The following is a 25327-nucleotide window of genomic DNA, read 5'->3' as shown; positions in this document are numbered from 1 at the left end:
CGCGGAGAATGACTTAGTTTTCCGCGGGGATGTCAAAGAGCCGGTTCCGAGGATAAGCGATCCGCACTGCTGTAGGAAAGCCCCATCCTAGCCGACGAGAATCACCCGCAAATCATTGACGTTGGTGCCGGATGGTCCGGTCATCAGCAGAGCGCCAGCCTTTTCGAAGGCGAGATAGCTATTGTCCCGCTCGAGCAACTGACGCGCCTGATCGGCTCCGCCCATCATTTCCAATATCCCCGGCCACAAAAAGGCACCGGCATTGTCTTCCGAACCGTCTATGCCGTCGCTGTCGGCGGCAAAGCCGCAAATATCCGGTTCGCCCTCCAACGCCAGCGCACAGGCCAGCAGATAGGCGGTGCACCGGCCACCGCGACCACTGCGGTTGCGCAAGGTCACGGTCGCCTCGCCACCTGATATCAGCGCCGCCTTGCGTCCACTCGCCTTGAGTGCAAGCGCCTGCGCGGCATGGTCCTTCCCGAGTTCCAATGCATCGCCCTCGAGCGCGTCGCCGAGCATGATCGCTTCATAGCCCATGGCAATGACGGCATCGACCGCAGCAGCACACATGTCGGCGGGTCGCGCGCACAGGTCAGCCGTCACCCGCTGCATGTCAGGATCGCCGGTTTTCGGGGTTTCGAGCGCGCCCGACAGCAGTTGATTTTTGATCGCTGGAGTCAGATCAATCGCATATTTCGCGGCAATGGCGAGAGTTTCGGCGCAGGTCGAGCTGTCCGCGACCGTCGGCCCCGACCCGATCATCGCGATATCGTCGCCCGGAATATCGGAAATGGCAATCATATGGGTTGCCGCCGGCCAGGCTCTCGCCGCCAGCCGCCCGCCCTTGATCGCCGAAAGATGCTTGCGCACCATGTTCATTTCGCTGATCGGCGCGCCGCTGCGCAGCAGGGCACGGGTGACGGACTGTTTTTCAGCCAGCGATATCCCGTCGGCTGGCGCAGGGAGCAATGCGCTTGCCCCGCCGGACATCAAGACCAGCAAGAGATCATCTGCACCGAGCGCATCTGCCGCGTGCAATGCGGTTTGCGCTGCTTCTGCTCCAACTGAATCCGGAACCGGATGCGACGCCTCGACGATCTGAAAATTATCCGGCGCGAATCCCGGCTGGACATAGCCCTGCCGCGTTACGATCAGGCCGTTGGCATCCTCCGGAAGGCGATCCAGAACAGCAGCAGCCATTTGCGTGGCCGCCTTGCCGATGGAAAGAAGACAGGTCCGGCCGGGTACCCGGGGCCATTGGACATCGCGCATGGCGTTGGCAGGCAGCGCGGGTTGCAGCGCCTGCAAATAGAGATCCTCTAAAAAAGCTTTTATTGAATCGGGATTTGTTGTTTGATGCACTGCACAATAAGGGCCCGATTGTTCCGCCGGGGTCAAGAAGATTTTCGGAGTGACAGAGCAACCATGAATGATCGCGCCACTATCGACCATCTTCTGCAACGGCTGACAGCGCATCTGGGCGCGCTCTACCCCGATCATGATTGCGAGGCGCTGGCCGAACGGATCGTCGAACTGTTCTGGCCCGACAAGAGCCTGATGATCCAGCGCTCGGAAATCGCAGACAAGCATTTGTGGGACGAGAGCGATGTCGCGATGATCACCTATGGCGGCACCATCCGCTCGGATGGCGAGCGACCGCTGCGGACGCTGCACCGCTTCCTGAAAGAGCATATCGGCCAGACCATCGGCGCGGTGCATATCCTACCCTTTTTCCCCTATAGCTGTGACGACGGTTTCGGGGTGATCGACTATCTCGCGGTCGACGAGGATCTGGGCGACTGGTCCGACATCGAGAGAATCGCCGGCGACTATCGGCTGATGGGCGATCTGGTGATCAATCACGGATCGAGCAAATCCGTCTGGTTCCAGCAATTCCTGTCCGGCGAAGCGCCGGGCAAGGATTATTATTATACCGCCGATCCCGCCGCCGATCTCGGACAGGTGGTGCGGCCCCGCGCGCATCCGCTGCTGACGCCCTTTCGGACCGCGTCCGGGGATCGCCATGTCTGGAGCACATTCAGCAGCGACCAGCTGGATTTCGACTTTACCAATCCCGAACTGCTGATCGAATTTGTCAAGATCATCGCGGCCTATATTGACCATGGCGTGCGAATTTTCCGGCTCGATGCGGTCGCTTTCCTGTGGAAGAAAATCGGCACGCCATCGATCAATCTCGACGAAACCCACGAGATCATCCGTCTGCTCCGCACGCTTATGGATCATCATGCCGAGACGCTGGTCATCATCACCGAGACCAATATCCCCAATCACGAGAATCTGACCTATTTCGGCAACCAGAACGAAGCGCATGTCATCTATAATTTCTCGCTGCCGCCGCTGCTGGTCCATGCGCTGTTGACCGGCAACGCGCTCTATCTGAAGCGGCTGACGCGGAGCAATCCGCCGGCGCTGACCGGCTGTACCTATCTCAATTTCACCGCCAGCCATGACGGGATCGGGCTGCGTCCGACCGAAGGCGCCCTGCCGCAGGGCGAGGTCGACCAGATGCTGGCCGCTATTCAGGGCTTTGGCGGCCGCGTTTCAATGCGGCGCGGGCCGGGCGGCACCGAGAAACCCTATGAGATGAACATCTCGTTTTTCGAAGCGATGCAGGGGACGCTGGAGGGGCCGGACGAATATCAGATCGAGCGGTTCATGGCAGCGATGGCGACCATGCTGGCGCTGGAGGGCATCCCGGCGATCTATATTCACAGCCTGCTGGCGACGCCGAATGGCTATGAAGAGGTCAACCGGACCGGCCACAACCGGTCGATCAACCGGCGCCAACTGGACTATGATCAAATTACCGCGAAACTGGCCGATCCGGAAACTGTCGAAGCACAGGTATTTACCCGTTTTCTCTCGCTGGTCGAAACCCGCAAGAAACAGCCGGCCTTTCATCCCAATGCGGTGCAATTCACGCTGGCGCTGCCCGAGGGGCTGTTCGGCATCTGGCGCCAGAGCCGGGAACGGACACAGAGCATCTTTGCCATCAGCAACGTGACCAGTGAAGAAAAGATCCTCTCGCTGGCAGACATCAATCTGATCGCCGGTGACCAATGGTGGGACCTGATTTCCGGCCATATCATCACCGACATCGAGGGTGATTTCAGCCTGTCGCCCTATCGGACCGTCTGGTTCAGCAACGTGGCGCCCGACCCGGCCGAGTCTTCCCAGAGCTAATCTTCATTATCCAGCCGCACCGCTTCCTTGAACCGTTCGGTAAAGTCGGGAATGGCGCTGTTGATCCGGTTCCAGTTGGCCATGAAGGGTGTTTCGTTCGGTGATTCCAGAAACACTTCACCGGCGGTCATGATATTTTGCGCGAACAGTTCGACCGTCGTTTCTTCCTCGTGCCGGTCGAGAGTCAGGCCGTTCATCACCGCGTCGTTATAGAAAGTCTCGATTCGATCCAGCGCGATCCGGAAATAGGTCGCTTTCAGCGTACGGAAGGTACCGGCGGAAAAGACCTGACCGTCGGTGGCGAGTTTTCGGAACAGCGATTTGGTGATGTCGATGCTCATTTTCGACAAGCCGCCTTCGGGATTGTCATGCGAAACCGACTGGTGCTTGTGATCATAATTGTCGGCAATCTCGACCTGGCATATCGACTTGGTCGACTGGTTGCGCCAGACTTCGGACAGGACCCCCACTTCCAGACCCCAGTCGGAGGGGATGCGGATATTCTTGACCACCTGCCGGCCCATCGCAAATTCGCCGGCCAGTGCGTAGCGGAAGCTGTTCAGATAGGTGATATAGTCATTGGGCTCGCAGACTTTCTTGAGCGCGGCCAGCAACGGCCCGATCAGCAGACGCACGACACGTCCGTTGAACTTCTCCTCCGTCGTTCGCGCATAATAGCCTTTGGAAAAGACATAGGGGAATGTCGGGTTGGCGACCGGATACATCAGGCGTGCCAGCAGCTCCCGGTTATAGGTCAATATGTCGCAGTCGTGGAGCCCGACCACCTGGGCGTTGGTGGCGGACAGGAAATATCCGAAGCAGAACCAGACGTTGCGGCCCTTGCCCGGTTCCGCCGGTGACAGGCCACGCTCTTTCAGTTCGCTATCGAGCGCAGTCAGTCGCGGGCCGCTGTTCCACAGGATATGATGGCGTTGCGGGAGGCGCGAAAAATATTGCTTCGCATAGGAAAACTGCTCCTTGTCGGCGCGGTCCAGTCCGATGATGATATCGTCCAGATAAGGCACCTGACATAGTTCATCGACGATATTCTCGAGCGCGGGACCTTCGAGTTCGGAGAACAGACTCGGTAATACCAGCGCCATTGGATTGGCTTTGCGAAAACCCATCAAATCGGATTCCAGCGATTCCACTGACCGGCCCGACAGATTGTGAAGCGTCGAAATGCTACCGTTTTGATGAAAATCAGCCATATATGTCCTTCATTGCGAAGCAACGAGCCTAATCAGCTTTGGCGCAGGTTTAAACCCAATTCTGCCAAAATTTCTGTCACCGCGATCACCCATCCCTCTGGGCCCGGTGCGGAAGCTGTGCGGACGCCGGGCCGGGCCGAAACAATGGTCACGCCCTGCGGGTTCGGCATGATCACGCCAAAATCAGCCGCCTCGATCATCGCCAGATCATTAGGTCCGTCGCCGAGCGCGATCGAAACGACATCGCAATCGTGCTTTTGTCCGGCAATCATATCGATGATCCGGCCCATTGCCTGTTCCTTGGTTGCATGGCCGGTCAGATGATAGAATCGTCCGCCGCGCTGAATCCGGAGACCGGCCTCGGCGACGGTCGTTGCAAGGGTTTCCAGTTCACCGTCCGTGCCGGACCAGAGAAAGGGTTCGGTCGCCTGACGGTCTTTCGCCCGCTTCGCGTCGTCGAATGCCAGTCCGGTTGCATCGACAACCTGCTCGACAGACATATCGGCAAAACCGGTGAAATGATTGCGCAGCGAGCCGGGCAGCTTGCCGATCTGATCCAGTATCGCGGAATATGCGATACCCATGGTAATCCTGCCGGTGCGACCGCCCTCTCCGGCAAAAACGGCTTCGGGACCATGGATGACCGAACCATTTTCCGTCACGCAGAGCGAGAAAGGAAGCGGAATTTCCTGCTGCAACCATAATAGTTCCGCATGGGTCTTGCTGGTAACCGGTATGACTTCCGCCAGCGACTGCTGATGAAGTTGCCGCGCCAGCGCATCAGCCGGTTTCGCCGAATAGCTGTGATGATCCAGCAGCGTGCCATCAAGATCGGTGAATATCAGGGGGTAGACGGGTCGCTTTGCCATGGCCGTGATATAGCATTCCGGCCCGAGCCGGAAAGCGCTAATCTGGAGAACCGTTTAATCTGCAGCCAAAGCGGCGTAATGCAGCCGCTTTGGCTTGTCGGTCAGACGGCCGCGAGCGCCTGGTCGAAATCGGCGATCAGATCGTCCGGGTCTTCGACACCGATCGAAATGCGCACCAGATTGTCGGTGATGCCGAGCGCAGCGCGCCGTTCGTCGGGAACCGAGATATGGGTCATCGCGGCGGGCAGGCTGGCGAGTGTTTCGGTGCCGCCGAGGCTCACCGCCAGCTTGGCGATTTTCATTGCGTCGAGGAAGCGGAAGGCCTCCGCCTCGCCGCCCTTGATGAAGACCGAGAAAGTGGAACCGGCGCCGCTGCAATGGCGGGCGTAAATATCCTTCTGGCGCGCGTCCTCGATGAAACCGAGATAGCCGAGGCCGTCGACTTTTGGATGGCCGCGCAGGAAAGCGCAGACTTTTTCGGCATTTTCACCGGCGCGGGTCATGCGCAGTTCCAGCGTCTCGAGACTGCGCATCAGCATCCATGCGGTATTGGGATCGCAGATAGTGCCGATCGTGTTCCGGATGGCCCGGATCGGATCCATATGGGCCTTGCTGCCGAGCACGCCGCCGGCAACCAGATCGCTGTGGCCGCCGACATATTTTGTCAGACTGTAGATCACGATATCGGCGCCATGTTTGAGCGGCTGCTGCCAGAGCGGGCCGAGGAATGTATTGTCGATTGCGATCGGCGGCGCGCCTTCCCCCCTGCCGAAGACCTGCTCGCGAGCATGGGCAACGCCTTCAATGTCGACCAGCGCGTTGGTCGGATTGGCCGGACTCTCCAGATAGATGATCGCCACTTTGCCGCCATTGCTAGCCGCCTGCGCCTTGGCCTGTTCGAGCATCACGGCGACGTCTGGCGGTGTGGCACCGGCGGGGAAGTCGAGGAAGGTCACGCCGAAACGGCCTAGAATTTTATTGATCAGGGTCTCGGTCGCTGCATAGAGTGGTCCACTGTGGACCACGACATCGCCCTGATTGACGTTGGCCAGCAACACCGTGGTGATCGCCGACATGCCGCTGGAAAATACCAGCGCATCCTCGGCCTCGTCCCAGATACTCAGCCGGTCTTCCAATATTTCCTGATTGGGGCCGTTGAAACGCGAATAGACCAGACCGTCCGAACCGCCGGGGCGTTTGCCGGTAATCCCTTCGAAAAAGCGTTTGCCGGCCGCGGCATTTTCAAAGGCGAAGGTCGAGGTCAGGAAGATCGGCGGCTTGAGCGCGCCTTCGGAAAGCTCAGGATCATAGCCGTGACCCATCATCAGAGTCGCCGGCTTCAGCTTGCGCCCGCCAATTCTTTCGATCGGCGCCTTCGGCATCCGGCGCGTAACCGGCACGGCTGCCGTCGGATCATTTTGCTTTGCCATATTCTATCTCTCCACAGCGATGAATCCGGATGAAGTCATGCCTCAAAAATTAACTGGTTACAATGGAAACCACCCACACGCAGCCGATTATGATCGGGATGCCGGCAAGATCGAGCAGCAGTCCGGATTTCAGCATTTTTGGCAATTCGACATGACCGGTCGACCAGGCAATTGCATTGGGTCCGGTACCGGACGGCAACATGAATCCCCAACTCGCCGCCATGGCCGCAGGTACCGCCAGCAACACCGGATCGACACCGGTTGCGAGGATCAGGCTGGCGACCACCGGCATGATGCCGCTAGCGGTTGCAACGTTCGACGCGAATTCGGTGACGAGTATCACCAGGGCGACCAGCGCGATAGCGATGACCAGCACCGGCACCGATTTCAGCGGTTCGAGCGCTCCGCCCAACCACTCTGCCAGACCGGATTCAATAATCCCGGCCGCCAGCGCCAGCCCGCCGCCGAACATCATGATCACGCCCCACGGTGCGTGATTGGCTTCGTCCCAGTTGAGCAGACGTCTGCCGGTGCCATCGGGAAGCATGAACAACAATAGACCGCCGACAATAGCGATACTGCCGTCGTGCAACGCACCATCGGGGAACAAGGTCTTGATCTGGGGGAGGAACAGCCAGCCCAGCACGACCAGCGCGACCACAGGAACCACGCGCTTTTCCGGCACGCTCCATGCCCCCGGCGAACCGATGGCCAGCTTGGCCTTGACCCCGTCGAAACTGTGCCGCCCGACCTTCTGAACAGCAATCAGGATGATCGCGAGAACGGGGATGCCGATGACCACGATCGGGATGCCGAATTTCAGCCAGCTGAGGAAATTGAGATTCATGCCCAGTGTCTTGTTGATCAGTCCGGCGGCAATCGCGTTGGTCGGACTGCCGACCAATGTGCCCAGCCCGCCGATCGAAGCAGCGAAGGCCACGCCCATCACCAGAGCCCCGGCAAAGCCGTCGGTCTCGCCGTCCTTGACGCCGCCGGCGACCAGTACCGCCAGCGCAATCGGGATCATGATCAGGGTCGACGAGGTGTTGGAGATCAGCATGCTGAGCAGGGCCGTCGCGATCATGAACGCGAATAATATGCCCCACGCACTTTTACCGGACAGGCCGATGATCGCAAGCGCCAGACGCTTGTGCAGGCCGACCCTTTCAATCGCCAGCGCCAGAAAGGCCCCGCCGAGGATCAGAAACAGGATCGGCGAATAATATTGGTTGGCGGTTTCATTGACGGACATCACGTCCATGGTCGGCAGCGCCAGAAACGGCAGCAAGGCCGTCGCGGTCAGCGGCACCGCCTGTGTCATCCACCACGTCGCCATCAACAGGGTCAGCGCGGCGACATGCCAAGCTTCGGTCGACATCGATTGCGGGGTCGGTGCGAGCAACATGGCGACAAAGACCGCCAAGCCAGCGAATAGACCAATACGTTGTGCGTTCATGCCCTCTCCCCGTTTTCTCGTCTGGCTAGCATGGACTGGCGCAAAAACCGAACGGCCGTTTTTAGCGGCCTGTTCGGTTCAGGCCCCAGCCTTCGCTGGGGTGACGGTGGAAATCAATATTAATCCGCAAGGCCGATCAGCGAAATCTGTCGTCCGTAGCCCGGCTCGTCGTGATGGCAGGAGCGGCGATAGCTGAAATAGCGGTCTTCGTTGGCATAGGTGTCGAGGCCGAGCTTATCAATTATGGAAATGCCCGCCGCTTGAAGCCGCGCCGCCACATAATCCTCGATATCGAACTGGAAATGGTCCGCTTTACCCGTCGCAAAGAAACGGTCGTTGTTCGCATCAGTGTCGAGGAACCGGGCGCGGAAGGCCGCGTCCACTTCATAGCTGGCCTGCGCGATGCACGGGCCGATGGCGCAGGCAATATTCGCGCGATCCGAACCGAGCTTTTCCATTGCCGCGATGACATTGTCGGTCACGCCGCCAAGCGCGCCCTTCCACCCGGCATGGGCCGCGCCGATTATATTGGCTTGCGCGTCATGGAACAGCACCGGCACGCAATCGGCGGTCAATATGCCGAGCAAAAGGTTCGGCCGGTCGGTGACCATCGCGTCGGCGTGAGGGCGCTGGTCGAGCGGCAAAAGTCCGGTCACCGTCACGACATCGGCGCTGTGCACCTGATGCACGGTGACCAGTTCGCTGCCCGGGAACACGCCTTCCGTCGCCAGCCGGCGGTTTTCCATGATGGTGTCGCGATCATCATCGCTGCCGAGACCGATATTCAGACCCGCATAAATCCCTTCCGAAACGCCCCCTGCCCGGCCGAGAAAACCATGTATCGCGCCGTCGAGCTGGGGAGATTTGGTAATATCAAGCAAGGCTTTTGTGGACCTGTTCGGCAACGTCTTTCGACAGATCCGGCTGCGCCGCGATTTTCTCCAGCGCCAGCCGCATCAGTTCCGACCGTCCGCGTTCATAGCGCCGCCAGCGGCCGAGCTGCGGGATGAAGCGCGCTGCGGTTTGCGGATTCTGCTTGTCCAGCGCGATCACCATATCGGCGATCATCTGGTAGCCCTTGCCCGACGGATCGTGGAACCGGACCGCATTGCCGGTGAACGCGCCATAGAGCGCCCGCACGCGGTTGGGATTGGACAGGGTGAAATCGGGATGGCGCGACAGGCTTTCGACCCGTTTCAGCGTATCGCTGCGCATCGACATCACCTGCAGGCTGAACCATTTGTCGAGGACCAGCGCATTGCCTTTGAATTTCGCGTAGAAGTCATCAAAAGCAATCGTACGTTCTTCGGCCTCGAGATGCGACAATACAGCCAGCGCGCCCTGCATGGCGGTCATATTGTCCGCCTCGCGATATTGTTCGAACGCCAGCTCGGCGGCATCCTCGGTGTAGGACGCGGCGAGATAGCCAAGCGTCACATTGCGCAATTTGCGCTTCGCCCGCGCTTCGGCATCGAGCGAGAATTCGCCGGGCCAGCAGCTTTTGTACAATTTGCGGAACTGCTTTTCGAACTGCACGGCAATTTTTCCCCGCAATTTTTCGCGTTCCTCGTGGATCGCCTGCGGATCGACTTCCGCCATCTGGTCACCGAGAAAGGCTTCGCTGGGCAACAGAAGCAGTTCGGCAAGAAAGGCGGGATCGATAGTCTTGTCGCCGAGGATTTTCGCCACGGCCCGCAAGATGATATCACGGTCAACCGGTGTACCCAGGATTCTGGCGGTCAGATAGCCGGTCATCAGCCGCTGCACGGCCTCGAAACGGGCGAACGGATCGTCGTCATGGGCCGAAAGGAAGGCCAGTTCTTCGGCGGTCTGGTTGCTTTCCAGGATGATCGGCGCGGAAAAACCGCGGTTGATCGACAGGATTGGATGATCCTTATAGCCTTCAAGAACGAAGCTTTGCTCAGCCTGATCGAGCAGCAGCAGCTGTTCGCCCTGATGCGCGCCTGTTTCCGGATCGAGCAGCGCCGTCCGCAGAGGAATCAGCAATTCCGATGCCTCCGGCTTTTCGCCTTTCTGGGCAATTTTCTGTTTGAGCTCGATCGTGACGGTTCCGGTTTCCGGATCGTGGGACAGTGTCGCGGACACCCGTGGGGTGCCTGGCGTTTCATACCATTTGCGGAACTGTTTCAGATCGATTTCGCCGCCGTCTTCCATCGCGGTGACGAAATCCTCGCAGGTCGCGGCCTCGCCGTCATGCCGGTCGAAATAGAGATCGGTGCCCTTGCGGAAATTTACCGGCCCCATCAGCGTGTTCATCATCCGGATGACTTCGGCACCCTTGTTATAGATGGTGGCGGTGTAGAAATTGGAGATTTCCTGATAGCTTTCCGGCCGGATCGGATGAGCCAATGGACCCGCGTCTTCCGGGAACTGGGCCGCACGCAAGATCCGCACATCCTCGATCCGCTTCAGCGCCGCCGAACCCATGTCGGCGGAGAAGTTCTGGTCGCGGTAGACGGTAAAGCCTTCCTTCAGACTGAGCTGGAACCAGTCGCGGCAGGTAACGCGGTTGCCAGACCAGTTGTGGAAATATTCATGGGCAACCACGCCTTCGATACCGTCGAAATCCGCGTCGGTCGCGACTTCCGGATCGGCGAGAATATAGCGGGAGTTGAAGATATTCAGGCCCTTGTTTTCCATCGCGCCCATGTTGAAGTCGCTGACCGCGACAATGTTGAACAGGCCGAGATCATATTCGCGGCCATAGGTTTCCTCATCCCAGCGCATCGAGTCTTTCAGCGCCTTCATGGCATGGCCGGTGCGATCGAGATCGCCGTCGCGGACCCAGATATTGAGCTCGACCGGCTTGCCCGAACGGGTGGTGAAACTGTCATTATTGGCGACCAGATCACCGGCGACTAGCGCGAAGAGATAGCTCGGCTTGGGCCAGGGATCATTCCACTGCACCCAGTGACGGCCATTTTCGCCGTCGCCTTCGGCGACCTTGTCGCCATTGCACAGCAGCACGGGGAATTTCGCCTTGTCGGCTTCCATCCGTACCTGATAGCGGCTCAGCACATCGGGCCGGTCGGGCGCGAAGGTGATCCGGCGAAAACCTTCGGCCTCGCACTGGGTGCACAGCATTCCGTTGGAACCATAGAGGCCCATCAGTTGGGTGTTGGTCGAGGGATCGAGTTCGACCTCGATCTCGACGCTATGCGCCGCGCCGCTCAGCGGCAGGACCAGATCGCCGTCGACCAGCGTCCAGTCGGTGCGCGCTTCGCCGTCGACTTTGACCGACGTCGGGCTGATATCATCGCCCTGCAGGACAAGGGGTTCATCGGCTTTGGCACTTTTCGACCGCCGCACATCCAGCTTCGAGCGCACCACAGTCCGCTCCAGATCAAGCTGGAAATCGAGTTCGACTTCCGGAATGAACCAGGCCGGTGGCCGGTAATCCTCGCGGCGGATGGTGGCCGGATCCTTGGGGGCTGGCGCGGCATCGGCCATTTCGTCATTCGGTGCTTTTTGAATATCTAACATGGGCTTGCCATAAGAGCCATTTGCACCCCGCGCAATTGCGTTTATGGCTGGGGCAAAAGGGAGTGGATCATGTCCAGATTATTGCTGTTCTTTATCGCCGTCCTGTTGATCGCCGGTCTGCCGGCAGAAATGCTTTTCGCGCAACCCCGGGCTGCAGCCTTCGACGTCGAACAGGCCAGCCGTGCCTATATCGACACGTTGCAGGGTGCCGAACTGGAAAAATCCAACAGCTATTTCGAGGGCGGCTATTGGCTGATCCTGTGGGGTGCCGTCGTCGGCATATTGGTCGATTTCCTGATCCTGCAGTCGCGCCTGTCGGCTCGCTTCCGGGACTGGGCCGAACGGGTGACCAGCAGAAAATGGCTGCAATCCGCGCTCTATACATTCCCTTATGTCATTGCCGGCTTTCTGATCACCCTGCCATGGACCATCTACACTGCCTTTTTCCGGGAACAGCAATATGGTCTGATGAGTCAGGATTTTGGCGACTGGTTCGGCGAGCAAATGATCGGTCTCGTGATCTCTCTGATTATCTTTCCGCTGCTGATCATGGCGATCTTCGCGGTGATCCGGCGCGCGCCCAAGACATGGTGGCTATGGGGAACCGGCGTGGTTTCGATCTTTCTGTTTATCGGAATGATGCTCGGGCCGGTGTTCATTTCACCTCTGTTCAACGACTATCAGGAGATGGCGGAAGGGCCGATGCGCGACAAGATAGTCGCCATGGCGGCCGAATATGATATTCCGGCTGACAATATTTATGTGTTCGACCAGTCCAAGCAGCATAAGAGAATATCAGCCAATGTTTCCGGTATCGGACCGACGATCCGAATATCGCTAAACGACAATCTGCTCGAACGTACCGATCCGGAAGAAGTCGCGGCGGTAATGGGGCATGAACTGGGTCATTATGTTCTTGGCCATATCTGGCGGACGATATTCATTCTGGCTCTGATCATCGGCTTCGGACTGTTCGTAATCGCGCGGCTCGCGCCCCGGCTGATCGAACGCCATGGCGCGAAATGGGGCATCCGGAACATGTCCGATCCCGCGGCCATTCCGTTGCTCAGCCTCATCCTGACCGCCTATTTCTTCGCCGCGACGCCGGCGCTCAATAGTCTGGTCAGGATTACCGAAAGCGACGCCGACCAATTCGGGCTGGATACGGCCAAAGAACCGGACGGCTTTGCCAAAGTGTCGATGCGATTGTCGGAATATCGCAAGATCGAACCGGGACCGGTTGAGGAAATGCTGTTCTTTGATCACCCCTCCGGCGCCACGCGGGTACGGATGGCGATGCAGTGGAAAGCCGACAATGTCGAAAATCCGGTGATGCTAAACCCGGGCAAGCTGGAGAAAGAGTAGCTAGCGATGCCACGCATGCTGATCTTCGGAATGGGCTATACCGCCTCGCGGCTGGCGCAGCGGATGCGAGCCGATGGCTGGGAGGTGATTGGCACGCGCCGCGAAGCGCAGGATGGCGCCTTGGCTTTCGATGATGCCCCATCCGTGCTGGCTGCGATAGAATCCGCGACCCATATATTGTCTTCTGTGCCTCCGGCCCGCGATGACAGCGAACCGGTCATCGACCTTTATGGCGAAGCAATTGCGTCAACCTCGCTACGATGGTGCGGCTATCTCTCCGCGACCGGCGTCTATGGCGACGTCGATGGTGCATGGGTAGACGAGAGCGCGCCCATCGGTTCGGGCCGCCGCAAGGCGCGTAGCGATGCCGATCAGAACTGGCAGAATTTGCGCGGCGATATCCACGTCTTCCGCCTGCCCGGCATATATGGTCCGGGCCGCAGCCCGCTGACCCGCGTCCGCAGCGGCAAGGCCAGGCGCGTGGATATGCCGGGACAGGTGTTCAGCCGTATTCATGTCGATGATATTGTCAGCGCCGTGATCGCATCGTTCGAGGGGCAGGCAGGCGCTTATAATATTTCGGATGATATGCCCGCGCCCCAGCATCAGGTAATCGCCCATGCCGCGCGGCTGTTGGGCATGGAAGTCCCGCCGTTGCTATCGCTCGAAGATGCCAATCTGTCGAAGGCTGCGCTGGGTTTCTATGAAGAGAACCGCCGGGTTGCCAATGGCAAGGCGAAGCGGCTGCTGAATTGGGAGCCACGATATCCGGATTATAAATCGGGACTGCAGTCGCTGCTCGACTAATGCTCAGGCAGAAATGCGGGGAGTCTTCGGCTTGCGCGCCCGCAGCGCCACCAGCAGTCCGAGCATCGCCAGTACCGCGCCGCCAGCCGGCAGCCAGGTCCAGACATAATCCTCGAATATCGTCGACAATATCATCGCCACCACCGGCACCAATACGCTGGAATAGGCCGCCTTGCCCGGTCCGATTTCGCGGATCATCGAGAAATAGAGCGGGAAGGTGACGACCGAGCCGATAACGCCGAGATAGACGATACCGCCCCAATAGGCAGCGCGCATTTCATAGACTGGCGGACCGACGGTAATCCAGGACAGCGCGACATTGATGAGCGCGCCAAACAGCATCGCCCAGGCAAGGACGGTGATGATCGGATAGGATTTGAGCCGCTCGCCGGCCTGCATGACATTGGCAATCGAAGCCGACATGATTCCGCCTAACGCCAGCGCTGCACCGATCAGCACCTGTTCGAGGCTTGCCGGCGAAGCACGATATTCGTGCCAGAACAGCAGCGCTATGCCGACCGCCGCAATGGCGGAGCCGCCCAGAAAAGCGCCGGATATCTTGTGGCCGAGAAATATCCGGCCCATTATCGCGTTGGGCACCATCAACAGCGCAAACAATACCGCGACCAGTCCCGAGGTGATGAACAGTTCGGCATTATAGACAAAGTTGAAATTGAAGCTGAACTGGAACAGCCCGAGAATGAGAGCGAACAGATAGCCGGTGCGGTCGAGCCGGAACGACAGCCGTTTATAGGCAACCAGCACGAACATGGCGGCGGCGGCGATTATGAACCGGTAGCTGACCGACCAGCTGGGTGGCACTTGCGAAATCTGGTCCTTGATCACCAGCCAGGTCGATCCCCAGATCAGCGAGACCAGCAGGAACGGTATCAAAATGCGCGGGGCGAGGAGGCTTGGCTCGCTCTCGTCACCGGCGTTCATAAGGAAGTGATCGCCTCGGCAAGCGGACGGATATCCTCGGCGCGCTGGTTCCAGCTGGTCACCAGCCGCGCCTGCCCTGCGCCCCAGTCGTAGAAGTCAAAGCCGATGCTGCGCAAATGCGCCGCTTCATCAGCCGACAATTTGATGAAGACCTCGTTCGCTTCGACCGGATAGATCAATCGGTCGCCAGCCGCCTTGGCAATGATCTGCGCGCCTTCATTGGCAGCGCTGGCATTGTCGAGCCACAGATCATTATCGAGCATCGCCAATATCTGCGCTGCGAGATAACGGCCCTTGGACTGCAAATGCCCTGCACGCTTGCGGCGATAATGAGTATCGGCGGTCAATTCACGATCAAAGAATATCAAGGCCTCCGCGCTCATCCCGCCATTTTTCACAAAACCAAAGCTGAGCGCATCAACGCCCGCTTTCCACGTCAGGTCGGCGGGCGAGCAGCCGAGCGTCGCAACCGCATTGGCAAAGCGTGCGCCGTCCATATGCAGACCGAGACCGCGCGCCTTGCAGATTTCGGCGAGGCCAGCGACTTCATCAGGGCGATAGATCATGCCGCATTCGCTGGCATTGGTGATTGAAACGGCAGCAGGCTGGACCTGATGAACGTCGTCGCGGATCGCCGCGCAATAAGCCTCGACGCTTTCCGGCGAGAGCTTTGCCCCCTCGCCGTCGAGCAGCATCAGCTTGGCACCGCCGGTGAAGAAACCGGGCGCTCCGGCCTCGTCCTGCTCGATATGGGCTTCGCGGTGGCAGATCACGCCCTGATGCGGTTGGCACATCGCGGCCAGCGCCAGCGAATTGGCGGCCGTGCCGGTCGCCACCCACAAGGCTTCAACCTCGGTTTCGAACAGGTCGGAGAAAGCGCCGTTAAGTTGCCCGCTCAGCCTGTCGCCGTCATAGGCGGTGTCCTGCCCATTGGCTTCGACCAGCGATTCCAGCAGCTTGGGGTGCACAGACGCAGCATTATCAGAGAAAAATCGCATGGGCAGCGCATGGCTCAGAGCTTCTGGCGCGTCAAGATATGATGGATGCGAGAGGCCTTACCGAGCTTTCAGGGGAAATCGACTTTCGCAGCGATGGTCCGCTGGATTACCGTGATCAAGCACATCGCCGAGTAGATCGCAGCGATGATGGCGAAATATTGCGGAAACAGGCACATCAGCACAAAAGCGGTGATAGTCTCGGTGCCCTCGGCGAGGCCGGTATTATAGAAGAAGCTCTTCTTGCCGTGGGCTTCGGTTTCCAGTCCCCTTTTGGCCGCCATCACCGCATAAGCGAGGAAGCTGATCCCGGTCAGGGTGAAGCTGCCGACCAGTATCAGCGCGAAGGGAAGATTGGCGGGCGCAGCAAAACCAAAGCCGATCGGCACCGCGATATAGAAAGCAAAATCGCTGACAATATCGAGATAGCCGCCAAAATCGGTCTGTTTCGTAGCCCGCGCGATGGCGCCGTCGAGCCCGTCGAACAGGCGGCTGAACAAAAGCAGGACCAGACCGGGGAGATAATATTGAAACCCGATCGCTACGCCCGCGCCAATGCCCACCGCGCCGCCCGCCAGCGTTACCTGATTGGCGGTCAGACCGATGCGCGCCATCCGCGCGCCCAGCGCGTTGAGCGGGGGATCGATGATCGGGCGGAGACGGGAATCAAACATGGGTCATCCTCCTAGATTGCGAGCCATCAGACAAGAGTGACAAGGCCGATTACCGCGCCGGTCATGGCGGTGGCGCAATTGCCGGCGATCCAGCTTTTCACACCCAGTCCTGCAACCTCCGCCCGGCGCGACGGCGCGAGCGTTCCGATGGTCGAGACCAGCAAGCCGACGCTGGCAAGATTGGCGAAACCGCAAAGCGCGTAGACGACGATCAACTGGCTGCGCGGATCAAATGTCCCCTCGGGGATCGCGGCCAGATCGAGATAGGCAACATATTCGTTGAGGATCGTCTTGGTCCCCATCAGAGCGCCAGCAGCAGGTGCCTGCTCCCAAGGCACGCCGAGCGTCCACATCAGCGGCGCGAACAGCCAGCCGAAGGCACGTTTGATGGTCACCGCCTGACCGTCGACATAAGGCAGGATCGTCAATATCTGGTCGACCAGAGCGACCAGCGCGAACACCACCAGGATGATCCCGATTACCGCAAGGAAGACCTGCACGCCTTCCATGGTTCCGCGCACGAGTGCGTCGATGCTGCCGTCATATTTCAGCCCCGGCTGCTTGTCGCTGGTCTCGGTCTTGCCGTTACCCGGCACCATCAGGCGGGCGACCAGTATCGCGGCTGGCAGCGAGATCAGCGATGCGGAGATCATATGACCGACCGCGTTGGGAACCGCCTGCGACAGGGTCGAGGCGTAGAGGATCAGGATCGCTCCCGAGATGGTCGCCATCGGCAGCACCATGACCATGAACAATTCGCCCCGGCTCATCTTCTCGAAATAGGCCCGCAATACCAAGGGCGATTCTACCACGCCGAGAAAGATATTCGCGCCGCCGCTAAGGCCAACCACACCGCTGACGCCCATGGTCTTGCGCAGCGCCCAGGACAGACCGCGGACAATCCACGCGAGCACGCCCCAGTGCCACAGCAAGGCCGACAATGCCGAGAACACGATGACCAGAGGCAGAATCTGGAATGCAATGATCAGCGGCGGCTGCGCGCCTTCTTTCAGCACGAAGGGCAATTCCGCCCCGCCGGCATAGCCGAACATATAGGATGATCCGACCAGGCTGGCTTTTTCAATCGCCATCACGCCCTGGTTGGCGAGACCGATGATTTCCCAGACGAAGGGCACCCGGACGATGACCAGCGCGATAGTCAGCTGGTGCAACAGCGCTCCGCCGATCCATTTCCAGCTTGGCCGGTCCTTGCGGTTTTCCGATATCGCCCAGACGAACAGCAGGATCAGCGTCAGACCGATCAGCCCCTGACCCTGCTGCAAGATGCTGATCATCCGCGCATCCAGCTGTGATAGCGCTCGACCAGGCGGAGCAGACCTTCCGGCGCGTGGGCCCGCTTCCACTCGCCCGCCGCATATTTATTGGCTTCCGCCATGGTGGGATAAGTGTGGATCGTACCCAGTATCTTGTTGAGGCCGAGCTTGTATTTCATCGCCAGAACATATTCAGCGAGCAATTCTCCGGCATGATCGCCGACAATCGTTACGCCGAGAATCTTGTCCTTGCCCGGAGGGGTCAGGACTTTGACAAAGCCCTGGGTCGCGCTTTCGGCGATTGCCCGATCCAGTTCGTGCATCTGGTAGATGGTCACCTCATGGGCGATATCCTGTTCTTTGGCTTCCTGTTCGTTCAGACCGACGCGGGCAATTTCCGGATCGATGAAGGTCGTCCAGGGAATGACCCGATAGTCGGCCTTGAACGTGCGGAACTGCCCGAACAGGGCGTTGACCGACGCGTACCAGGCCTGATGCGAAGCAACATGGGTGAATTGATAGGGGCCGGCAACGTCGCCTGCGGCGAAGATATTGGGATAAGAGGTCGCGAGGATATCATCGGTAACGATGGTCCGGCCGGTCTCGATGCCCAGATCTTCCAGGCCAAAGCCTGACATCCGTGCCGAACGTCCGACAGCAATGACCAGAGCGTCAAAAACGATCGCCTGTTCCTTGCCGTCCGCGCTGACGATCAGCCGCTTTTCACCATTCACCAACTCACAGCGGAGCGCTTCATGATCCGTCCGCACGTCGACGCCGGACGCTTGCTGCGCGGCCTTGGCAAGCGCAGAAACATCTTCGTCTTCGCGCGACAGCAAGCGGCTTCCGCGTTCGATTTGTATGACTTGCGATCCCAAGCGCGCAAAGGCCTGACTCAATTCGGAACCGATAGGGCCGCCGCCGAGGATGATCATCCGCTTCGGAATATCGTCGAGCTTGGCGAATTCTTCCCACAAAGTATCGCTGGTGACATAGCCGACATCATCGAGACCGGGCAGCGGCGGAACGAACGGTGCGCCGCCGGTTGCGACGATGATCGAACGGGTGGTCAGCCGCTGGGTCTCGCCATCATTGCGCTTTATCTCGACCGTCCACGGATCGATGATCTTGGCATAGCCTTTGACGACATCGACACCCAGTCCGGTATAGCGCTCGACGCTGTCATGCGGGGCAATCTCCGCGATGACCTTGTGGATGCGCTGCATCACCGCCTTGAAACTATATTGCGGGTCGGTCTTCTGCAGCCCGTAGGCATCGGCATGGCGCATCTGCTGGGCAACCTTGGCGCTCTTGATCAGCGCCTTGCTGGGTACGCAGCCATAGTTGAGACAATCACCGCCCATCTCGCCGGCTTCAACGAGGGTCACCTTGGCCTTGACGGTCGCGGCAATATAGGAAGAAACCAATCCGGCGGCACCGGCGCCGATGACGACCAGATTGCGGTCATATTTCTTAGGTTTGCTATAGTCGGCATAGACTTTCCGGCGCTTGATCCGGGACACGATCCACTTGCCGATCCACGGCGTTATGCCGAGTGCAGCGAAGGAGAGCAACAGGCCCGGTGAACCGATGTCGCTGACTTGCTCGATATTGGCGAGCTGCGTACCGGCGTTGACGTAAACCAGCGTGCCGAGCAACATGCCGATCTGGCTGACGATATAAAATGTCCGCGCCTTGATCGCGGTCAGCCCCATCAACAGGTTGATCAGGAAGAAGGGGAAGACCGGCACCAGGCGGAGAGTCAGCAGATAGAAAGGCCCGTCTTTTTCAACACCGCGATCAATCGCCTTCAACCGGTCTCCGAAACGGGATTTAACCGCATCGCGGAACAGATAGCGTGACGAAAGAAAGGCGATGGTCGCCCCGATGGAAGAAGCGAAGGAAACAATGATCGTGCCGACAAGCACGCCAAAGAGCGCGCCCGCTGCCAGGGTCAGGATCAGCGCACCGGGCAAGGAGGCCGCCGTCGTTACCACATAGATCAGAAAGAAAGCCGCGATGATCAGGAACGGAGCAGCCTGATATTGCTCATCAAAAGCGGCCTGCTGCTCTTTCAGATTGGCCAGTGTCAGCTGCGACCCCAAATCAAAATAGAAGAAGCTGGCCACGGCAATGGCAAAAAGAACAAGGATCAGTATTTTTTTCATCTGGAACTTTCTGCCCGACGGGGCTCCGCTGCAATGGTCGGCTATTTAGAAATCCTCCTATATGGACCTTCTAACCGCTTTGGAACCCAGCGTATTTAGCGGGTCATGTAGAATTTCTTTTGTAACCGGACCGCTCTTTCGAACGATAGCGATCATGAAACGGAAGCAGGAGGCTCCACCAAAGCTCGTTCGGATGATCGGATTGATATTCGTCGAGACCGATGACGACATCATCATGACCAGCGGCTGGCTGCGCCGTGTAAGTGCCGAATAGCCGATCCCACAAAGCGATGCTGAACCCGAAATTGCTGTCGGTTTCCTCGACCACGGTCGAATGATGAACGCGGTGCATGTCCGGCGTCACTACGAACAGCCGCAAAATCCCGTCGACCGAAAGCGGCAAGCGCAAATTCGCGTGATTGAACATCGCAAAGAGATTGAGCAGCAGCGCGAACAGGAATACCGCGAACACCGACGGGCCAAGCAGAAATACCAGAACGCACTTGTACAACATCGACAGGATAATCTCGAACGGATGAAAGCGGACGGCTGTTGTGACGTCGATATCCCGATCGGCATGATGGACCTTATGAAGCGCCCACAGCAACGGAACCTTATGGCTGATCACATGCTGCGCATAGATCGCCAGATCGAATATTATGAGGGCAAGAATAAATTCCAGCCAATCCGGCAGACCGATCCAGTTGAACAGGCCGATACCATTTTGCGCCGCATAGCTGGCAGCGGCGATTGCCGCGGCCGGGCCCATCAATCTCAAGGCAATGCTGTCGACAATGATGATGACCACATTCGTCCGCCAGCGCTGGCCGCGCGGCATCGACCGCTTCTTCCGGGGGAAAATGGCCTCGAGCGCCGCCAAAATCACGAACAGGAGCACAGACAGCGCCAAGCCGGATTGCGCGAGACTATCGGTCATGAATGATTCTTCTGCTCCGCCATATCCGTTGTCTTGCTCCCGGATGTCCGTTATCAAACTATCCAATCCGAGTGGTCTTCTAGCTCAATAGCGAAGAGAGTGCAGCATTCGATTGGCCATGGCCCGCGATTGCGTTCCTGTCCGGTGCAATATGTGCAGAAATTGGACTTAGCGGGCTTAATAGCGGCCCACATTGGATTCAGTCTTTAGATTTTTTGCAAATGCCCGCCACCTCAGCAGCGCGCCATGAAAGACGCGCTGCATCGGTTGGGGGTAACTCTCTTCTAAAATTTTACTTTCGCACCAACATAAAAATAGCGTCCGATATTGTCGTAAATACCATCACCAGCGCCATTTCCAAGCAAGTCCGCTTGCGGCAACCGGTCGAACGCGTTGTCGATGCCAGCGTAAAGATTGAGCTTCTCGCCAATATCCGCGCCGATCCGGAAATCGTGATACCAAGCCGCTTTGTAGAACTCGAAATCAGCAAAGTCGGCATTTTGCGCCGGACGACCATCTACAGTCCGCAGATCTTCAATCGCGGTAACGGCCTGTTTGCTGATATACCGGACCTGATAGCCAAATGTTACACCACCATCCGTTTTCAGGTTCAGAGATCCATTGACCTGAAGCCGGGGATCGCCAAGCTCCAGAAGAATCTGGTCAGGTCGGGTTGGTTCGTTGACAAACGGGAAGTCATCACGCTGGATGACATAGGTACCAACAGCGCGGGCATTAAACCGGCCAATGCCTTCAAGTTGACGTTGATAGGCGACTTCAAAATCAACGCCGCGGGCTTTGGCGGCTGCAAAGTTGATACCGCCCTGAATAAGACCAAAGTCCGGTGCGGTAGTCGAAAAGAAGTTGGTCGCCGAATCGCGGCGGATAACGGCGCAGAAAGGATTGTTCAGCGACGTGCCATCATAGCAGTTGTTCAAAATTTGCTGCGCAGATGGCGAACCGATAACATCTTTGATTTCAATGTCATAATAATCCACGCTCACGGTCAATCCCGGAACGAAGCGAGGTTGCAAAACGACCCCCAATGTCAGTGATTTTGACGTTTCCTCCGTCAAAAATGGGTTGCCACCAACCGAGAAAGCCGTGCTCGATGCCCGCGCTGGCGCGTTGACAAAGCCAACTGGTATCCCGGCTGCGAGACAGTTGGCAGCACGGCTGGACGTACCATTGCTGATGTTGATGACATCACACGGATCACCCAAGGTACCAAAGTTTTGACCGGGCTGGGCGTACAGATCGAACTGCGTTGGAGCGCGAACTGATACTGCATAGTTGCCGCGGAACCGGATATCTCGAACGGGAGCCCAGCTACCGCCAGCATTCCACGCCAGAACCGTTCCAACTGCGCCTTTATAATCGGCAACGCGGACAGCACCCTGAATCGAGAGCTCATTGAAGAATGGAATGTCCGCGAGAATGGGAATATTCAACTCGCCAAACGCTTCCTTGACTTCGAATTTTTCAGGCGGCGTGAAGCGGGATATCGCGGTCAAAAATGTACGTCCTTGCACAACAAGATCGCCAAAGTCGCGGAAGCCGTCTTCCTGACGCCATTCACCGCCGACCGCAAAGCCCACAGGTCCGCCCGGCAGTTCAAACCAATCAGACGTGTCGCCGGTCAGAAAGCCGGATACAACAAACTGCTCGTGCTTCTGGATCGATCGTGTGTCGGCATTGAAATAATCCAGCGCTGTCTGGCTTGGAGCACCCTGACCGAACAGATTGACCGGAACACAAGCCGCGATATCGGCCGCTAGCGCCGCGGCATCGCCCGCATTGGTCGGTATTGGCGTTACCACACCGGGCAATTGTGAGCGACAGACAATCTGCCCCGCTGCGTTGAGCGCCGCATCCACGGATAGGCGGAAACGTTGCTGGATGCGGTTGTTATTGGAAAGCAGATCTTGTTTGAACTTTCCATAGTTAGCGGAAATATCATAGCGCCAGTCATCATTAAACTGACCTTTCACCCCGAGTACGCCGCGATAGGTTTCACGGTCACCGGTTTCTTCCCGGCTACCGAAATCTATGTTGGTACGTTGCAAACGGAACGCTGTCTGTCCTGCTGGCAATGTAGAACGTATAAGCGCTGCTGCCTGAGGGTTGAGATACGGGTTGTCGAGCCGGATAGGAATACCCGTGCTGTTGGTTGTGAAGCCGGTTTGAGCAGCTACCGAACCCGTTTGTGTCCCGCCGCTGGCAAAGGTTGGTGAAGATTGCTGGAAAATATTATATTTGACATATTTCGCTTCAAAATAAGGAACGAAGGCATCTGAAATATCATAATGTCCAAGTGCGTTTATACCGAAGCGTTCTACGAAAGGCGCGAACTGGCCATATTGCCGCGCGGTGTTGCCGTCGCCGCCAATCTGGTTACCCGTCGCCCGTCCCGTCTGGACGCGGAGATCCTCCCCATAATTGGCTTCTACAAGCGTACCATTGGGCAAAAAACGAAATACGCGAGGGACGCCGTTGGTTCCCGTAGCCGGACCTACAGCACCAATACAACCAGTGGCGTTTGCACAAGCACCATTCACGTTAGCCGCACCTGATGAAGCGACAAATGTACCGCCGAAGGATGACCCCAGGCTAATGACATTTGTCCGCAAAACACGGTCTGGAATGCCGTCACTACCGTCAGTTTCGTTCGATGGATCTTCATTGAACTGCAGCTGTGTCCGACCGCTATAGGCACCTGAAATCTCTGGACGATCAAGGTAGTTCAGTTCATCGGAACGGTTATATTCAGCAGAAAATGCGATGTTACCGCGATCATCCCCAAAGTTTTGGCCCGCTGTCAAAGCAGCGGAAATTGTGCCGCGATCTTTACGGGAACTGATACCGGTACGAAACCGTGCCTGAATGCCTTCAAAATTATCTTTCAAAACAAAGTTCACGACGCCGGCTACGGCATCTGACCCATATACAGCAGATGTACCACCGGTAACGATATCAATCCGTTCAACAAGATCGGTTGGAATGGTGTTGACGTCTACTCTGAAAATACCCGGTGAGGCGGAAACATGTCGCCGGCCGTTTTGCAGCACAAGCGTGCTCTGGGTGCCCAAACCGCGCAAATCAAGGAAGTTCACCCCAGCGGTTCCAATGAAGCGGGTTGAGTTCGCCTGGCTGAAAGTCGTCCGTAGTGACGGCAATTCATTCAGAATATCGCCGAGCGCGACTTTGCCGGTTTCGTAAATTGATTCAGCATCGAACGTAACGACCGGTACACTTGTTTCCTGATTAATCGATTGGATGCGAGAACCTGTTACCACAATGGTATCAGCATCGACCGCCGCGTCATTCTCAGCTTCAGTTTCAGCGGTAATGGCTCTTGATTGCTCAGATTCGGCATAGCCCGGCGTCGCCGCGCTCAATAACCCGCCCGCTACGGTCAATGATATCAAAGACGTCCGCGAGTAATATTTATTTCGTCTGCTCACAATATTAGTCCCCCATTATATTTATTGGGGAAAAATTGCCCTTGGATTTCCCCGACACACTAAAAATAGAAGCGATTTCAACTTTTCGGCGAGCGCGTGAGAAAGGCTAAGTGAGCACAAGCCGGAAACGTCAGATAAGGGGATCCGATGAAAGCTGTTACTATGGAATTCCTATGCCGAAACTGGTGGGTGGAAACGGCGAGAAAACTTGGTAATTCTTTATGTTGAATTTTCTCCCCGATTGTCGGGGGCCCGGGCATCCCTGCTAGTTTCACATTCGGTGCGAACCAGCCGTGAACAAAAGCGCTTCACAAATTTACGACATTCGCCTCACAATCAATTTACGCGAGCGTATTGCTCCCGAGATAGCTTGAGCGGGAACAGAGCCCTGCTGTGGTAAATTGGGTCGAATATATATTATTATTATTATTGGATCGCAGGCCGGTAATCGGGGCTTTTGAGCGTCAGCATATATGCCGCAAGTTCGTCAATCCGTTTCGCATCAATCTCGAAATCCATCTGCCCGGGATAATTGTGGGAATCGCGAAGCCAGGCTTTCAATGTGTCGTCGGTCAGCCCTCGTGTATTGGCTATTTTTTCGAAACGTGGCGCGCTGGAGTTAGGCGAAGCCTGGCTACCCGTCACATTGTGGCAACCGGCGCAACGCGCCTGGGCGAATGCCAGCCCGTCGACTGCGGCATTCGCGTCTGGGCGCAGTTCGGAACCATCACCGACAGCATTGCTGTTTCCGGCCGCCGGCTTTGCTGGCGCTGTCGCGCACCCGGTCATGACAAGCGGAAGAATGGCACCCAGAAAAAATAGTCGCATCGATGTTTTTCCTAACGAGTTAGCTATGCGAGCCTAAACAGATGTTCTTGCTTGGCAATACGGGAAACTACCGCATCGCGTGCACTCCCAGGCGCTGAATATAGGGAAATAGTGGACAGGATATCCGTATAATTTTTGATATAATATAGGCCACCTCGAAAAATAGCCCCTTCCCAACGCGGCCAAAGTTTGATTCAAG

The 25327-nt window shown here is 57.6% G+C and carries 18 protein-coding genes; 3 read left to right on the top strand and 15 right to left on the bottom strand.

Features of this window, described 5'->3' with window-relative positions:
- Positions 1-87: 87 nt before the first annotated feature.
- The gene (locus tag AACZ86_RS15325) at positions 88-1308 is read right to left on the bottom strand and encodes a glycerate kinase (RefSeq protein ID WP_339694106.1); all 1221 of its coding nucleotides are present in this window, start codon (positions 1306-1308) and stop codon (positions 88-90) included.
- A gap of 117 nt (positions 1309-1425) precedes the next feature.
- Here AACZ86_RS15325 and AACZ86_RS15320 point away from each other — a divergent pair, with 117 nt between their 5' ends.
- Positions 1426-3204, top strand: coding sequence for a sugar phosphorylase (locus AACZ86_RS15320; protein ID WP_339694103.1), 1779 nt, complete (start codon positions 1426-1428; stop codon positions 3202-3204).
- Here AACZ86_RS15320 and AACZ86_RS15315 read toward each other — a convergent pair.
- The 6 genes from AACZ86_RS15315 to pepN form a co-directional block, all read right to left on the bottom strand.
- On the bottom strand, positions 3201-4415 hold the full coding sequence (locus tag AACZ86_RS15315) for a hypothetical protein (protein ID WP_339694100.1): 1215 nt from the start codon (positions 4413-4415) through the stop codon (positions 3201-3203). The genes AACZ86_RS15320 and AACZ86_RS15315 overlap by 4 nt on opposite strands.
- 32 nt (positions 4416-4447) lie before the next feature.
- Positions 4448-5284: an HAD-IIB family hydrolase gene (locus AACZ86_RS15310; protein ID WP_339694097.1), complete on the bottom strand. Its 837-nt coding sequence runs from the start codon at positions 5282-5284 to the stop codon at positions 4448-4450.
- A 101-nt stretch (positions 5285-5385) separates the two neighbouring features.
- Positions 5386-6666 carry a cystathionine gamma-synthase family protein gene (locus AACZ86_RS15305; protein ID WP_339694155.1) on the bottom strand — a complete coding sequence of 427 codons (1281 nt, stop codon included), beginning with the start codon at positions 6664-6666 and terminating at the stop codon, positions 5386-5388.
- A 97-nt stretch (positions 6667-6763) separates the two neighbouring features.
- Complete coding sequence (locus AACZ86_RS15300; RefSeq protein ID WP_339694094.1) at positions 6764-8170, bottom strand: DASS family sodium-coupled anion symporter; 1407 nt, start codon at positions 8168-8170, stop codon at positions 6764-6766.
- A 119-nt stretch (positions 8171-8289) separates the two neighbouring features.
- Entirely contained in the window at positions 8290-9051 is a 762-nt protein-coding gene (gene pgeF, locus AACZ86_RS15295; protein WP_339694092.1) for a peptidoglycan editing factor PgeF, read from the bottom strand.
- Positions 9044-11641, bottom strand: a complete 2598-nt coding sequence (gene pepN / locus AACZ86_RS15290) for an aminopeptidase N (protein ID WP_339694152.1) — start codon at positions 11639-11641, stop codon at positions 9044-9046. Before pepN ends, pgeF begins: the two co-directional genes overlap by 8 nt.
- Positions 11642-11743: 102 nt before the next feature.
- Between pepN and AACZ86_RS15285 the strand changes: the two genes are divergently transcribed.
- Both AACZ86_RS15285 and AACZ86_RS15280 read left to right on the top strand, forming a co-directional pair.
- Entirely contained in the window at positions 11744-13039 is a 1296-nt protein-coding gene (locus tag AACZ86_RS15285; RefSeq protein ID WP_339694089.1) for a M48 family metallopeptidase, read from the top strand.
- A gap of 6 nt (positions 13040-13045) precedes the next feature.
- Complete coding sequence (locus AACZ86_RS15280) at positions 13046-13846, top strand: SDR family oxidoreductase (protein ID WP_339694086.1); 801 nt, start codon at positions 13046-13048, stop codon at positions 13844-13846.
- A gap of 3 nt (positions 13847-13849) precedes the next feature.
- Here the strand turns inward: AACZ86_RS15280 and AACZ86_RS15275 are convergent, their stop codons facing one another.
- From AACZ86_RS15275 to AACZ86_RS15240, 8 genes are all read right to left on the bottom strand, one after another.
- Positions 13850-14788 (bottom strand): DMT family transporter, encoded by a 939-nt coding sequence (locus AACZ86_RS15275; protein WP_339694083.1) that lies wholly within the window; start codon positions 14786-14788, stop codon positions 13850-13852.
- A complete protein-coding gene (locus tag AACZ86_RS15270) occupies positions 14785-15786 on the bottom strand; it encodes a low specificity L-threonine aldolase (RefSeq protein ID WP_339694080.1) in 1002 nt (333 codons plus the stop codon). Before AACZ86_RS15270 ends, AACZ86_RS15275 begins: the two co-directional genes overlap by 4 nt.
- A 68-nt stretch (positions 15787-15854) precedes the next feature.
- The gene (locus tag AACZ86_RS15265; protein ID WP_339694077.1) at positions 15855-16457 is read right to left on the bottom strand and encodes a CDP-alcohol phosphatidyltransferase family protein; all 603 of its coding nucleotides are present in this window, start codon (positions 16455-16457) and stop codon (positions 15855-15857) included.
- 26 nt (positions 16458-16483) lie between these two features.
- Positions 16484-17752: a nucleoside transporter C-terminal domain-containing protein gene (locus tag AACZ86_RS15260; protein ID WP_339694074.1), complete on the bottom strand. Its 1269-nt coding sequence runs from the start codon at positions 17750-17752 to the stop codon at positions 16484-16486.
- Positions 17749-19899 (bottom strand): FAD-dependent oxidoreductase, encoded by a 2151-nt coding sequence (locus AACZ86_RS15255; RefSeq protein WP_339694071.1) that lies wholly within the window; start codon positions 19897-19899, stop codon positions 17749-17751. The genes AACZ86_RS15260 and AACZ86_RS15255 overlap by 4 nt, the downstream gene beginning before the upstream one ends.
- Positions 19900-20002: 103 nt before the next feature.
- Positions 20003-20836 (bottom strand): sterol desaturase family protein, encoded by an 834-nt coding sequence (locus AACZ86_RS15250; RefSeq protein WP_339694068.1) that lies wholly within the window; start codon positions 20834-20836, stop codon positions 20003-20005.
- Between the two features lie 284 nt (positions 20837-21120).
- Positions 21121-24234: a TonB-dependent receptor gene (locus tag AACZ86_RS15245; protein WP_339694064.1), complete on the bottom strand. Its 3114-nt coding sequence runs from the start codon at positions 24232-24234 to the stop codon at positions 21121-21123.
- Positions 24235-24726: 492 nt separating this feature from the next.
- Positions 24727-25128 carry a c-type cytochrome gene (locus AACZ86_RS15240; protein ID WP_339694062.1) on the bottom strand — a complete coding sequence of 134 codons (402 nt, stop codon included), beginning with the start codon at positions 25126-25128 and terminating at the stop codon, positions 24727-24729.
- Positions 25129-25327: the final 199 nt, after the last annotated feature.

It is taken from the genome of uncultured Parasphingorhabdus sp. (genome assembly GCF_963975735.1).
Classification (GTDB): domain Bacteria; phylum Pseudomonadota; class Alphaproteobacteria; order Sphingomonadales; family Sphingomonadaceae; genus Parasphingorhabdus.
The sequence above is the reverse complement of the archived record's forward strand: the minus strand, read 5'-3'. Positions and strand labels throughout refer to the sequence as shown.

Bases quoted from the DNA above. Each gene is read 5' to 3' on its own strand.
- AACZ86_RS15320 (WP_339694103.1), top strand. From the start codon at position 1,426: ATGAATGATCGCGCCACTATCGACCATCTTCTGCAACGGCTGACAGCG.
- AACZ86_RS15315 (WP_339694100.1), bottom strand. From the start codon at position 4,415: ATGGCTGATTTTCATCAAAACGGTAGCATTTCGACGCTTCACAATCTG.
- AACZ86_RS15310 (WP_339694097.1), bottom strand. From the start codon at position 5,284: ATGGCAAAGCGACCCGTCTACCCCCTGATATTCACCGATCTTGATGGC.
- AACZ86_RS15305 (WP_339694155.1), bottom strand. From the start codon at position 6,666: ATGCCGAAGGCGCCGATCGAAAGAATTGGCGGGCGCAAGCTGAAGCCG.
- AACZ86_RS15300 (WP_339694094.1), bottom strand. From the start codon at position 8,170: ATGAACGCACAACGTATTGGTCTATTCGCTGGCTTGGCGGTCTTTGTC.
- pepN (WP_339694152.1), bottom strand. From the start codon at position 11,641: ATGGCCGATGCCGCGCCAGCCCCCAAGGATCCGGCCACCATCCGCCGC.
- AACZ86_RS15285 (WP_339694089.1), top strand. From the start codon at position 11,744: ATGTCCAGATTATTGCTGTTCTTTATCGCCGTCCTGTTGATCGCCGGT.
- AACZ86_RS15280 (WP_339694086.1), top strand. From the start codon at position 13,046: ATGCCACGCATGCTGATCTTCGGAATGGGCTATACCGCCTCGCGGCTG.
- AACZ86_RS15275 (WP_339694083.1), bottom strand. From the start codon at position 14,788: ATGAACGCCGGTGACGAGAGCGAGCCAAGCCTCCTCGCCCCGCGCATT.
- AACZ86_RS15270 (WP_339694080.1), bottom strand. From the start codon at position 15,786: ATGCGATTTTTCTCTGATAATGCTGCGTCTGTGCACCCCAAGCTGCTG.
- AACZ86_RS15265 (WP_339694077.1), bottom strand. From the start codon at position 16,457: ATGTTTGATTCCCGTCTCCGCCCGATCATCGATCCCCCGCTCAACGCG.
- AACZ86_RS15260 (WP_339694074.1), bottom strand. From the start codon at position 17,752: ATGATCAGCATCTTGCAGCAGGGTCAGGGGCTGATCGGTCTGACGCTG.
- AACZ86_RS15255 (WP_339694071.1), bottom strand. From the start codon at position 19,899: ATGAAAAAAATACTGATCCTTGTTCTTTTTGCCATTGCCGTGGCCAGC.
- AACZ86_RS15250 (WP_339694068.1), bottom strand. From the start codon at position 20,836: ATGACCGATAGTCTCGCGCAATCCGGCTTGGCGCTGTCTGTGCTCCTG.
- AACZ86_RS15240 (WP_339694062.1), bottom strand. From the start codon at position 25,128: ATGCGACTATTTTTTCTGGGTGCCATTCTTCCGCTTGTCATGACCGGG.